This window comes from Nostoc foliaceum FACHB-393 (genome assembly GCF_014698505.1).
In the GTDB taxonomy this organism is placed as follows: domain Bacteria; phylum Cyanobacteriota; class Cyanobacteriia; order Cyanobacteriales; family Nostocaceae; genus Nostoc; species Nostoc foliaceum_A.
Map to the genome: position 1 here is coordinate 1 of NZ_JACJTD010000109.1, position 14392 is coordinate 14392.

7 protein-coding genes are annotated in these 14392 nt (G+C 41.8%); 6 read left to right on the forward strand and 1 reads right to left on the reverse strand.

The genetic code is table 11. The annotated features are described in order from the left end of the window. Positions 1 to 85 precede the first annotated feature (85 nt). Positions 86 to 2122, reverse strand: a complete 2037-nt coding sequence (locus H6G92_RS36310) for a histidine kinase dimerization/phospho-acceptor domain-containing protein (protein WP_190901418.1) — start codon at positions 2120 to 2122, stop codon at positions 86 to 88. 850 nt (positions 2123 to 2972) lie between these two features. On the opposite strand from H6G92_RS36310, the gene H6G92_RS36315 reads away from it, so the two are divergent. From H6G92_RS36315 to H6G92_RS36340, 6 genes are all read left to right on the forward strand, one after another. Beyond that, on the forward strand, positions 2973 to 4820 hold the full coding sequence (locus H6G92_RS36315; protein ID WP_190901419.1) for a response regulator: 1848 nt from the start codon (positions 2973 to 2975) through the stop codon (positions 4818 to 4820). A 137-nt stretch (positions 4821 to 4957) separates the two neighbouring features. After that, positions 4958 to 9679, forward strand: a complete 4722-nt coding sequence (locus tag H6G92_RS36320; protein WP_190901420.1) for a PAS domain S-box protein — start codon at positions 4958 to 4960, stop codon at positions 9677 to 9679. Positions 9680 to 9769: 90 nt separating this feature from the next. Next, a complete protein-coding gene (locus H6G92_RS36325) occupies positions 9770 to 10150 on the forward strand; it encodes a response regulator (protein ID WP_190901421.1) in 381 nt (126 codons plus the stop codon). Positions 10151 to 10253: 103 nt separating this feature from the next. Beyond that, entirely contained in the window at positions 10254 to 10622 is a 369-nt protein-coding gene (locus H6G92_RS36330; protein WP_190901422.1) for a response regulator transcription factor, read from the forward strand. Between the two features lie 73 nt (positions 10623 to 10695). Beyond that, on the forward strand, positions 10696 to 11091 hold the full coding sequence (locus tag H6G92_RS36335; protein ID WP_199345126.1) for a response regulator: 396 nt from the start codon (positions 10696 to 10698) through the stop codon (positions 11089 to 11091). 224 nt (positions 11092 to 11315) lie between these two features. Then, complete coding sequence (locus tag H6G92_RS36340) at positions 11316 to 14255, forward strand: PAS domain S-box protein (protein ID WP_190901424.1); 2940 nt, start codon at positions 11316 to 11318, stop codon at positions 14253 to 14255. The last annotated feature ends 137 nt before the right edge of the window (positions 14256 to 14392 follow it).

A 14392-nucleotide genomic window follows, 5' to 3' on the forward strand; every position in this document is an offset into this window, starting at 1 on the left:
CCGCAGAACAAAAATTTCCGGGGCACAATGGAAACGAGAAAATGTGCCTCAAGTCCTTGCCCATCGCTGTGCTTACCTCAATGGATTATTGTCGGTTTGAGCCACTTGAAAAACTGAGATGCTCCCGGCGAAGTTTTGCTTGATCACCGCACACATAACGGGGGACGGTAGCATCCCACTCGCTTTTAAGATTTAATCCTTTCTCAGACGCTTTCAAGGTAAACATATCGTTAATAGAACGAAGCAGCCCATGTAAATTAAAGTGGCTTTCGGTTAGTACCAGTTGCCCCGCTTCAATCCTAGACATCTCTAAAACATCATTGATTAGTGTCAGCAGATGTTCTCCACTACGGCTGATGATGCTGAGATTCTCCCGAGATTCGCTTGGTGTATCAAGATCCCGTGTCATTAATTGCGTAAATCCCAGAATCGCATTTAACGGGGTACGCAACTCGTGGCTCATCTTGGCGAGAAACTGGCTTTTGGCAAGATTAGCGACCGTAGCTCTTTCTGCGGCTAGTTCTAGGGCAAGTTGCGAAAACTCCAGTACTGCCAGCATCAGCGTGTTTCGCATTTCCCAAGCTGCATCAATCTCTGCTGCTTGCCAAGGCAGGGATGTTTCTTCAACTGTTTGTTTCCAGAGTTCAAAGGATTTACGCGGTGTGAGGCGTGGTTCTCCATCAGTGCCGAGAGAAACAGGTTTATTCGGATCGCCTGCCCAGTTAACTATCTGAATTTGCTCTGGCCTAAACCAAACAATATGATAAGACTTTTGGCGCAAAACAATCGAAATTGCTAAAATCCCACTGCCAACGGCTGTAAATAGCTTCGCCTGCGGATAAACTTTGGCAAGGGAATCAGTCACAAACAATCCTTGACGTTCTTGCTGCAACAGCCAAGTCATCAATGCCTGAACTTCATTTGAGGATGGGGTTTGACCAAGCAGCGAAACTTCATTATCTAAGATGAGTGCGGCTCCCTGTGCGCGAACCAAATTTAATAACTCAACCTGATTACGCCGTAACACTGCTTCAATAAAGCTGAATTCTTGGAAAAAAGTCTGTCGCAATTGTTCCTGAAGCGATTTCACCTGTAAGCGATATTGATTCATCTCGTATTCTTGTTGATAAATCAATTGCACCGAGGCAAACTGTCCTAGAAATTCACAAGCTTTGCGCGTTTCATAATCAACATAGTTGGGAGTGTAATGGTGGCAAGCAATCAATCCCCAGAGTCGTTTTTCGTTAATCAAGGAAATTGACATGGAAGCTGTAATGCCCATGTTTTGCAGATATTCCACATGTAAAGGTGACACACTCCGTAAATTGGCACTACCCAAATTAAGCGGTCTTCCGCTAATGGGATGAGCAGTGGGAATGAGCCGCGCTGGTTGATAGTTAACATTCGGAATCAGTCGCAACCAATTTTCGTAATAGAGTTGGCGGGCTTGTTGGGGAATGTCGGAAGCTGGATAATGCAAGTCCAGATAACTCTCTAAATGTTCGGCTTTGTCTTCTGCAACCACAACTCCACTGTTGTCAGTAGCAAACTGGTAAACCATTACCCGATCGAACCCAGTTAGTTGTCTGACTTGTTTTACTAAAGTTACAACCAAATCATTAAAGGTTTCGGTCTGGCGAATTTTCGCGATCGCTTCTTTCAACAGATAATAAAACTTCAGATGTTGCTGACTTTTAGTGACTTTACTGGGTTCTAACTCCATTACTAACACTCCATCACTGCGGTGCAAAATACCTCGGAAGTTTTGAACGTGTGATTTTTGGTTACTTGAGGATGCCAGGATGCTGTGAATTTTCAATTCCAACGGGCTAAATACTTCCAAGTTATTGTATTTCAGATATTGAGAAATTTCTTTAACTTTGGTTTTAGAGCATAGCCGACTAAGCTGTTGTCCAAGGAGTTCTTCAACGGTAATGCCTAACACTCGATCTACATTCTCACTTACTTGTAAAATCTCAAGTTTTGGTTCACTTAATGTCAGCAACACCCCATGTGGTTGAATTAAACCGGGTATATGAATCGGTTCGCGATCGCAGTTGGTTAAATCAATCGTTTCTGAAGTAGTAAATTCTGTAATATTGAGTGTGTCTGATGGTTGCATTTTAAAACTCGATTTTTATTAAACAGCAAATAAAATGTAGCAATCCGAAATTATTTGTAATAAAATACTAAGATAAAAAGTTGAAGAAGAATTCAGAAGTCAGAATTCAGGAGTCAGAATCGAATGGCACTAAGAAAAGGGAAAATCGTTGAGGCAGCAGGGGTGCAGAGGAGCAGGGGAGAAAGAAGAAGGAAGAAGCATACGGACAGAAGCAACAGAAATTCTCCTCTGCCCCTCTGCACCCATGTTCCCCTGCAATCCTTACTCCGCCTACCCTTCAGCTTAACTTAGTGCCATTCGAGTCAGAATCAATGTTCGTTGGGGATTCAGACCCCAACCAATGTAGACACCGTGCAGACGATAGCGCAGCGTTAGCGACGCAGGAGCGTCTGGGGTTTTAAACCCGTTTATTCATCCACTTTTTCGTTCAGAATTCAATTCTGAATTCTGGCTCCTGACTCTTGAATTCTGTTTGATAAAAATCATGGGGCGTTGCTGAATCAAGTATGAATCATCCAATCCCTTTAAGCTTGCGGGTGCAATAGTAGATGTATTGCATAATTTCTAGATTAAAATTGAGACTTTCAACAAAATAATCTTTAAATCTAAAGATTTGATGAGGATTCTAGGTTTTTACAGAAAAAATAATTAGATAATTGTTTTACAACCAAAGTAAAAGTAAATATTACTTTTTATCAAAAATTGTAAAAATTATATCATACTGAAACATTTGAATTAACTTGTTTTAAGCTTTGTACTGATATATTAAAATTATACAGTAGCTTGACCATACAGATTATGTGCGCTGCGATCGCGAAGGTGTCATAAGCATCTTCTTTTGATACAACTTATGAAAATTTTATTGGTAGAGGATGACGTATTACTGAGTACGGCATTAACAGAGTTGTTGACTGCAAATGGTTACACTATCGACATAGCAAGTAACGGACAAACTGGATTAGAACTAGCGATATCGGCTGAATATGAGTTGATTTTGCTGGACTGGCTAATTCCAAAACTAGATGGCATTAGCTTATGTCGGCAACTGCGATCGCAAGGCTACCGTAAATCTATTCTGTTGTTAACAGGGAAAAATTCTAATGCAGATATTGTGGCGGGGTTAGATGCCGGAGCAGATGATTACGTCATCAAACCCTTCGACCCAGAAGCATTACTAGCAAGAATTCGCTCTTTATTACGACGCAATGGGGCAATCTTATCATCCACGTTAATCTGGGGAAATCTCTGTTTAGATCCAACTGCCGGCAGAGTAACTTGTAATCAGCAAGAAATTCCCCTCACAGCAACAGAATACAAACTGCTGGAGTTGTTTTTGGAAAACCCAGATCGGATTTTTAGTCGTGCAGTGATTCTAGATCGGCTTTGGGGATTTGGGGATGCACCGACTGAAAGTGCAGTTACAACTCATATTAAAGACTTGCGAAAAAAGCTGAAAACAGCAGGTCTGGCAGAAGAAATTTTAGAAACGGTATATGGTATGGGCTATCGCATCAAGCCTGCACCTAATCGCTCCATTTCTGTTGTGGAAACAAATCAAGATGGGAAGAAAAAAACAGGCCCCGTGAATATGACTTCTGTAAATCGGGTGCTAGAGCGATTCCGTAATTCGTTTGCTCAACAAGTTGTAGTGCTGGAGCAGGCAAAAACTGTACTCTTGGCAGGGAATTTAAATGAAGAGTTACAGGGGCAAGCATTGCAAGAAGCCCATAAGCTAGCAGGCTCGATGGGGTCGTTTGGTTATCCAGAAGGTTCCCGGCTAGCACGGAAAATAGAGCATTTGCTGCTTGACAATTCCTCACTATCTCCAGATCGAATCTCTGATTTCTCGCAACTGCTAATAGCTTTACAGCAAGAGTTAACCAAGCCTGCTGTCACTTCTACCGCTCAAAGCGTCCCGATGAACCAAACATATCGCCTGTTGGTAATCGATGATGATGCGACGCTGACGGAGCAGTTGCAGGCAGAAGCCGACTCATGGGGAATCAGGATGAAAGTTGCACCAAACTTGGCAACAGCGAGATCGCGTCTTGCTTTAAGGACTCCTGACGTAGTTTTACTGGATTTGAGTTTTCCGACAATAGAGGAAGATGGATTAATATTATTGAGCGAGATAGTACAGCGATCGCCAAATATCCCAGTAATCGTCTTTACAGGACGGGATACCTTGGCAGATCGACTGGCGGTATCGCGTTTAGGAGCTAGACAATTTTTGCATAAGCCTGCAACAACCGAGCAGATTTTTCAGGCGATTGATCGTATCTTAACTAAACCGAAAACTTCAGAAGCCAAGCTATTAATCGTAGATGATGACCCTGTAATGCTGGCTGGATTATCGGTATTACTAACTCCTTGGGGGATAGAAGTAACAACTTTGGCAGAACCACAGCGATTTTGGGAGGTGCTGATTACAACATCTCCAGACTTGGTAGTGCTAGATTTAGAGATGCCAATAGTTAATGGCTTAGAATTGTGTCAAATCGTGCGTCAGGATTCCCAGTGGGGGGATTTGCCAGTTTTAGTAGTAACAGCCCATACTGATGCAGAATCCCTTCAACAAGCCTTTGCTGCCGGAGCGGATGATTTTATCACCAAGCCAGTGCTAGGCCCGGAACTTGTTACACGGGTACTGAGCCGGATTGAAAGAACGCGCTTGCGTTACAGTCCAAAACTGATGTAATTAGGACTTACGCAAAAGTACAAGCGGTAGGGGCAATTCATGAATTGCCCCTACCGAAAAATCTTTCTTTTCGGCTATTGTTTGCGTAAGTCTTAGCAATAACAAAGCTAGGGCTAGGGTTAGGTTAGGAAAGAATTATGAGACTTTATCCGCGATTATTAGACTATGGTGTTGCTGTTAGCTCAACTGCGAGCGCCCTGCTGCTCTCACTCTGGCTAGAACCACTTATATCTCGAACTATTGGTGCATTTTTTTACATTGCTATTATTATAAGTACCTGGTATGGTGGCTTTCGACCAGGGATTGTTACAGTAATCCTTTCGACACTGGCAATTAATTATTTATTTATCCCTCCGCGATATCAATTTTGGATCGAGCAACCAGAAAAATTCTTGCGGCTAGGTGTTTTTTTGTTAGTTGCTTTGACAATTAACATAATCACTAGTAATCTTCTGCACAGCAGACAAAAGATTAAACAACTTAACCAGAAATTGCTTCAGGAAAATGCCGAGCAACTGCGGATGGCTCTTTCGGCAGCGCAAATGGGAATGTGGGATTGGAATATTGGCACAGGAGAACTCAAATGGTCGCCAGAGCAGGAACAGTTATTTGGCTTGACTGTTGGTACTTTTGATGGTAAATACGAAACTTTTGCAGCCTATCTGCATCCTGATGAGCGCTTTTCCCTTAACCAGGCAGTACAACAGGCACTGCAAACTCACAGCATCTACCAACATGAATATCGGATTATTTGGGCAGATGGTAGCATTCACTGGCTAGAAGGACGGGGACAGGCATTTTATAATGAAGCAGGCCAGCCTGTGCGGATGACGGGAACTGTCATAGCAATTGACGAGCGCAAACAAGCACAAGGAAAGCTAGAACAGCAATTTGAGCAACAGCGCTTAGTGATGGAGATGACCCAGCGCATCCGACGATCGCTCAATTTACAAGATATTCTGCAAAATACTGTCGATGAAGTCCGGCAGTTTTTGGGGTGCGATCGCGTCACCATCTTTCAATTTTCTCCGGGTTGGGGTGGAACGGTTGTTGTCGAGTCTGTTGCATCTGAATGGATGGCTATTTTACCACTCCAGATTTACGACCCTTGCATTGGTGAAGAGAACGTTGAACCCTTTAAACAAGGCTTAGTCACCGCGAAATCTGATATTTATACTGCTGGGATTAGTCCCTGCCATATTGAATTTCTGGCAAGTCTCCAAGTCAGGGCAAATCTGGTGGTTCCCGTTTTTTTAGGAGATGAATTATGGGGATTACTGGCGGCTCATCAGTGTGCAGGTCCTCGTGAATGGCAATCAAGAGAAATTGAACTGCTGGGGCAGTTAGGAGCGCAGGTGAGCATTGCTATCCAGCAAGCAGCTTTGTTTGAACAAGTTCAGACTAAACTAATGGAACGTAAGCAAGCAGAAAAAAGTTTGCAAGAAAGTGAAGCAACCTTACGCTTATTTGCCCAGTATGCACCTGCTGGTATTGCGATGTTTGATCGCGATATGCGCTATTTGATAGCAAGTCAAAGATGGGTGGACGACCATCATCTCGATTCGGTTGAATCGCTAATCGGGCGATCGCACTACGAGATTTTTCCGGAAATCACAGAGCGATGGCGACAGATCCATCAACGGTGTTTGGCTGGGGCGAGCGAAAAATGTGATGAAGATTTATTTGTGCGCTTAGATGGAACCCAGCAGTGGATATGCTGGGAAATTCATCCCTGGCATACTGCTATCGGTAAGATTGGCGGCATTATAATTTTTGGTGACGATATTACACAACGCAAACAGGTGCAAATTGCCCTGCAACAACTGAATGCCGAACTTGAGCAACGGGTAGCCGAGCGTACTGTACAACTAACAAAGACCAACGATCGCCTGATAGAAACGGTGATCCAGCAACAACAAACCCAAGTCATACTTTTAGAACAAGCGCAACTACTGGATCTGGCACACGACACAATCATTACCCGCGACTTAAACGGGACGATTTCTTTCTGGAATGAAGGAGCCGAGTATATGTATGGCTGGACGAAAGCCGAGGCTTTTGGGCAAATTTATTATATTCTTTTGAAAACTGAATTTCCTCAACCCATAGCAGAGATTGAAGCAGAACTATTAGATAAGGGTTACTGGGAAGGAGAACTTATCCATTTCAGCCGGGACGCTCGACCTATTACTGTAGCTAGCCGTTGGGCGTTACAAAAAGACAATGCTGGTATACCGATTAAGATCCTAGAAATCAACAATGACATTACCGAGCGGAAACAAGTAGAAGCCGCTTTACAGCATTATGTACATGAAGTTGAGGATTTATACAACAATGCACCTTGTGGTTATCACTCCCTAGATGGAGATGGGAATTTCATTCGGATTAACGATACAGAACTCAACTGGCTAGGATATACCCGTGATGAAATCTTTCACAAGAAGTTTTTAGATGTTACCACCTCTGAGGGGAAACAAGTTTTTCAGGAGAACTTTCCTAAGTTTAAACAACAGGGTTGGGTTAATAATCTGGAGCTTAAAATTGTCAGCAAAGATGGCACAATCCGATGGGTAAGCTTGAATGGTACTGCAATCAAAGATGAAACAGGCAACTTTGTTATGAGTCGCTCAACCTTGTTTGACATCACCGAGCGTAAACAAGCAGAATTTGCCCTCATCAACAGTGAGGAAAGCCGACGACTGGCTCTAGATTTGACCCATACCGCCTTTTGGGATTTGCACTTGCCCAGCAAAGATATAGTCTGGAACGATAATCACTTCACCTTACTGGGTTTAGTCCCGTATTCAATTGAGCCAAGCTATGAGGTTTGGCGCAATGCAATTCATCCTGAAGATGTTGGTTGGGTGGAACAAAAGTTTTTGGAATCTATCGAAAACCGCACTGATTACACAACCGAGTATCGAGTAATTTATTCAGATGGTTCAGTGCATTGGTTGATGGGACGCGCAAGAGCAATTTACGATGAATCTGGGCAACCTCTACGATCGCTCGGTGTATTGTTAGATATCAGCGAACGCAAACGTATCGAAGCAGTTATGCGCCAATATGAGCGCATCGTCTCTAGTACTAAAGATGGTATCGCACTGCTGAATCGTAATTATATTTATCAAATCGTTAATCAAGCTTACCTGGACTGGTGCAACAAACCTGATACCGAAGTTCTAGGACATTCAGTGAGGAATGTTTTGGGTGAAAATTTATTTGATAACTTCATCCAGTCTCGGTTAGATAGATGTTTAGCTGGGGAGACAATACAGGATGAAAAATGGTTTGACTATCCCAATTTAGTACCGCAATTTTTGAGCGTTACTTATACACCTTACCGTGAATTAGACGAAACCATTTCTGGCGTTATTGTTAGTCTGCGCGATTTGACTAGACTCAAACAGGCAGAACAAATGCTCGAGCTTCAGGCTGTAATCACCCGCAACATGGCGGAAGGCATTTGCTTGGTGAGAGCCGATAATGCAGTCATTGTCTATGCCAATCCGAAATTTGAACAGATGTTTGGCTATGACTCTGGTGAACTCAACGGTCAGCATGTTTCGATTGTAAATTATGAGAATGAATCGGTAACTGCTGAAGATGTAAATCAAGCTATTCGGTCTGCTGTTTTACAAAAGGGTGAATCCACCTATGAAGTCCATAATGTCAAAAAAGATGGGACTCCATTTTGGTGTAGTGCGACGACTTCTGTATTCAGGCATCCCGATTACGGCGATGTTCTAGTGGCGGTTCAGCAAGATATTACTGAACGCAAACGCATTAAAGACGCTTTACGCCAAAGCGAAGAAAAGTTTCGCCAGTTGGCGGAAAACATCCAAGCAGTATTTTGGATGACTGATATTCATAATCTGCAAGTTCTTTATGTAAGCAAAGCCTACGAAGCAATCTGGCAAAGGAGTTGTGAAAACTTGTATCACAACTATTCAAATTGGTTAGATGCAATTCACCCAGAAGATCGCTCTCGCGTCGAATTTGAACTTGTTGAACAGCTAAAAACATCGCAATACGATAAAAAATATCGGATCATCCGTCCTGATGGTTCAATTCGTTGGATTCGCGATCGCGCTTTCCCGATCAAAAATGAAGTTGGGGAAATAGTGCGGATTGCTGGAATTGCCGAAGACATCACTGAACAACAACAGATTGAGCAGATAAAGAGTGAGTTTATCGGTATCGTCAGTCACGAACTTCGCACTCCTTTAACCGCAATTCGGGCGGCTATGGGCTTACTACAAACTGGTATCTATGATAAAAAACCAGACAAATTCAAGCGGATGATTGAAATTGCAGCCATCGATAGCGATCGCCTAGTGCGCCTAGTCAATGATATTCTCAATTTAGAACGCTTAGAATCGGGTCGGGCTGCCCTAGAAAAAACAACCTGCCAAGCAGCTGATTTGATTGAGCAAGCAGTAGCAGGATTGCAAGCGATCGCCAAGCAGCAAAATATTACCTTTAATATACATCCTACCAATGCTCAAGTTTGGGCAGATGCTGATGGCATTATTCAAACACTCACCAATCTATTAGGTAATGCACTTAAATTCTCGTCCACTAATTCTACTATTACCCTGAATGTCCAACAACAAGCAGATTATGTACTGTTTCAGATAATAGATCGAGGACGAGGGATTCCAGCAGAGAAGTTAGAAGCTATTTTTGGCAGATTTCAGCAAGTAGATGCTTCTGATTCTCGCACTAAAGGCGGCACGGGTTTGGGATTGGCAATCTGTCGTAGTATTATTGAACAGCACGGTGGGCAAATTTGGGCACAAAGTACTGTGGGTGTCGGCAGCACATTTTTCTTTACCTTGCCAATACCGAGAAATTAGGTAGAGGGGCAGGGGAGCAGAGGGGAAATAACCAATGCCCCATGCCCCATGCCCAATGCCCAATGACAAATTACAAATGACTAATGGCTAATGACTAAAAGATTTTTAATTGTGGATGATGAAGAACGAATCCGTGAATTAGTGCAAGCTTGTTTAGAAGACTTGGGTGGATGGGACACCCTGACAGCTGCATCTGGGCAGGAAGGATTAAACATCGCCCAGGCAGAATCTAATATTGATGCTATTTTGCTGGATGTGTCTATGCCTGACATGAACGGTTTTGCAGTATATGAAGAACTTCAGGCAAATTCAGCAACCGAAGCTATTCCAGTAATTTTCTTAACAGCGAAAGTCCAACCAAGCGATCGCGCCCGTTTCGCTCAGATGGGAATTGCCGGAGTTATTACCAAACCGTTTGAACCCACTTCCATTTGCGAGCAAATTGCAGACATACTGAGTTGGGACAACTAATTTTTAAGCTTTGTAACGAAGTCTTGGTCTTTATCAGTTCTTTATTTTTGTAATTTATCTTTTTTGTTTATAGAGAAAAATCTTTAATATACAGGAAAGGTAGATGAACACTTGCCAAGTTAAAGGATCTGAACAAGCCATAACTTTTACTTTATTTACATCTGAAAGTGATGCTTTCAAGAAAATTCAAGAGAATTTGTTTGACTTTGTAGATTTGGATTTACAAACTGTGATGATTCGTGCAATTTCTTCCGAACAATGGAAGCAAATTGCAGAAAATCCTTTAACTGAAAGAGAACTTTGTATTTTACAAATGATCGTTAACGGCAAGAGCAATCTTGTTATTGCTCAAGAACTATTTATAACAGTGGGAACTGTCAAGACACACATTCGGCATATTTTCCTCAAGCTCAATGTTACTGATCGCACCCAGGCTACAGTATTGGCACTACGTTCTGGTTTAGTCGATTAATCCGTCATCGTTACATAATAATTTTTAACTTTTCTGGAGTGTAGTTACAATGGAGGTTTTGCAGGTGGTAAACATGACCACCAAAACTATATTACTTATTGATGATGAACTCAATGTGCGGGAAATTGTAGAACTTTGCCTCAAAGATTTAGCTGGCTGGAATGTGTTAACTGCTGATTCTCCATTACAAGGATTGCAAAGTGCAGTAGGCGATAGTCCTGATGCGATTGTATTAGATATCTCAATCAGTGGAATTGATACTTTTAAGTTGATGAATAAACTTAGAAACAATCCAGATACTCAAACTATTCCTATTGTATTACTGAGTGCTAATGTCCGATGGCTAGATTCACAATTTTTGCGAAATTATCAAATTGCAGGTGTAATTCTCAAACCCTTCGATCCAGTTAACCTTCCTGCCCAGATTGCTAAACTGCTAAATTGGGACTATACACAAAATCGCAATTAAAAATTACGTAAATAGTGAATTGCATAAGAAAATTAGAGTTTGCAGCACTAAAATTAAAGTTGAAACTTTAATTAAATAACTTGATTCTCAAGCTTTAGTTAACTGCGAAAAGTTAGCTAAAATTAACTTCAGATTTGGGCATTCTGTAATGCTAGTAACAGGTTAAGACAGTTTTCAGGAATAGTTAAAATACATTTGCATAGCTTTATTACTCTGTTACTACCATGTTACTTAATAATTTTTCAGCTTTTGAAATTATTTTCAAGGAAATCCTTAATCAAATTAAGATGCTGGCGGTACAAATTCACCAGTTATCTGAAGTGAGTGAAATTATTAAGGTCATTGTCAGTGAAGTTAGAAAAACCTTACAAAGCGATCGCGCTATTATCTATCGTTTTTTACCTGATGGAGATGGAGTGATAGCCGAAGAGTCTGTAAGCTTTGCATGGAAACCAATTTTAGGACAATTAATTTATGACCCTTGCTTTAATGCTAAATGGGTAGAGGAATATCGGCAGGGGCAGGTTGGTATTATTGAAGGCATTCACGCTAAACCGCTTGACCCTTGTTACAAAAAACTATTAACTGGCTTGCAGATTAAAGCTAATTTAGTAGTACCAATTTTAGTAAATAATCAAAAAATAGATGAAGCTTCAAGTTCCAATCCTCAACTATGGGGCTTACTGATTGTTCACCAGTGTAGTAGTTCACGCAAGTGGAGTTATTTAGAAATTGAGTATCTTCAACTGGTAGCAGTAGAACTAGGGATTGCACTTGGGCAATTACAACAGTGTCAAATCTTGAAAAAGCAGGTAGTTCAACCAAAGTTGAAGTTAAGATCAATCAGAAAAACTCTGTACAAAAATTATAAAGAATGCATTGCAACGGAAACAGCATTGCTAAAGAATCTATCAGTTGTAGACTTGATGGCATTTGAGCGATTGCAAACTCCAATTTGGATTTACGATATTGATAATTTACGGATTTGGTGGGCGAACAAGGCAGCACTTCATATTTGGAATGCTCAGAGTCGAGAAGAATTGCTTAATCGCAACTTCAGTGATGTTTCTGAGTCTACTCGCATTCGACTGCACAACTATCTGCAAGTCTTTCAGCAAGGGGGAACCATTACTGAAAACTGGACATTTTACCCAGAAGGAAAACCTGTTTCTGTTCGCTGTTTGTGTTCTGGAATTCAAATTAAAACAGGACAGATGGCGGTGTTGGTTGAAGCTACAACAGAAGTTGCCAATCAGATCGATCCAGAAACATTGAGATCGATTGAGGCACTACGTCATACCACTGTGATGATCTCGCTTTACACGATGGATGGTGTACTGCTGCTGCAAAACCCCGCAGCCATTAGCTGTTATGGGGATACCTTGCATCGTAACTCGTTTTTTAGTCACTTTGTTGACAAGAGTATTGGGCAACAAGCTATTGAGGCAATGATTTTAGGTGGAATGTTCAGTATTGAAACCCAGGTGTTTACAAACCAGGGAATTCGATGGCATCAGATGGATATACGATGCACCCGCGATCCTGTAACTGATGATTCCATGATCTTGGTCAATGAAAAGGATATCACCCAACAGCAAATTGCTTTACAAGAACGCCAACATATAGAAAACGAGTTGCGCTGGCAAGAAGCTTTGCTGCGTTCCATGACAGATACTTCTTTGCTGGCATTTTTTGTTGTTGATAATCGTACTGACGAAATCCTCTATTTCAACCACCGCTTTTGTGAAATTTGGGGTATTGAACATTTGGAAGCCCAGATGCGGCTGGGTACTATGAAAAACAATGATATTATTCCTGACTGTATACCTTTAATTGCAGACTTGCCAACCTTTGTTGAATCGTGTAAACCATTGCAGTCTCAAGAAAATTGTTTCATAGTTGAGGATGAAATTGCATTTATAGATGGGCGTGCGATTCGCCGTTTCTCTAGCCAAATTCGAGATAGTGAAGATAAATATTTTGGCAGATTATACATTTTTGAAGACATCACAGAGCGTAAACAAATCGAAGCTGCGCTCAAAGCTAGTGAAGAGCGATGGCAATATGCCTTAGAGGGAAATGGTGATGGCCTTTGGGACTGGAATGCTGAAACTAACGAAGTATTTTTCTCCCGGCGATGGAAAGAAATGTTAGGGTTTGCAGACCATGAGATTGGTAATACCCTCGCTGAATGGGATCAGCGAGTTCACTCAGATGATAAAGCATTAGTATATGAGGAGATTAACAAGCATTTTCGTGGTGAAATTCAACAGTATGTCAGTGAACATCGGGTCAGTTGCAAAGATGGAAGCTACAAGTGGATTCTAGATCGGGGACAAATTTTTACTCGTACAGATGATGGTCGTCCTTTACGGATGCTGGGGACTCATACTGATATTACTGAACGCAAGCGGATGGAAGAAGCTCTGCGAGAAAGTGAGGAACGCTATCGTTCTGTAATTACAGCGATGGCAGAAGGTATTGTCTTACAGCAAGCTGATGGACGAATTACCGCCTGTAACGACAGTGCTGAAAGAATTTTGGGGTTAACAGTTGACCAAATGATGGGGCGAACTTCCATCGATCCGCGATGGCAAGCTATTCACGAAGATGGTACTTCTTTTCCAGGCGAGGCCCATCCTGCTATTGTCACCTTACGCACTGGAAAACCGCAATTTAACACGATCATGGGAGTTCACAAACCTAATAGTCGCCTATCCTGGATTTCCATTAATTCTCAACCATTGTTTAAACCAGATGAATCAAAACCTTATGCAGTGGTCGCATCATTTACAGATATCACAGTCCGTAAACAGGCAGAACTGGTACTGCAACAGCAGGCAGAACAAGAACGCATGGTTTTTGCGATCGCTCAACACATCCGCCAGTCTTTGGACTTGGATAAAATTTTAAATACAACCGTTGCTGAAGTACGACATTTTCTACAAACTGATCGCGTCGTTATTTGCTGCTTTAACCCAGATGGTAATAGTGTAGTTGTCACAGAATCTGTCGCAGAAGGTTGGCAACCGATTTTGAATAGGGAAATTACAAATTCCTACTTTGTACAGACCCAAGGAGTATCTTATCAACAAGGTAGGAGCAAAGCTATTTCAGATATCTACACTGCGGAATTTGACCCAAGTTATATAGAACCCATTTGACATCTAAGAGGGTGCAGCAAGCCTCTTAACCATCAACCGAATAAAACAAAGATTAACCTTGGCAGTCGCATTCGCTAAAGTTCTCTCAAAGTTCTTGACGAGGATTTTGCATCTTTCCATCCAAGCATTTGACCGCT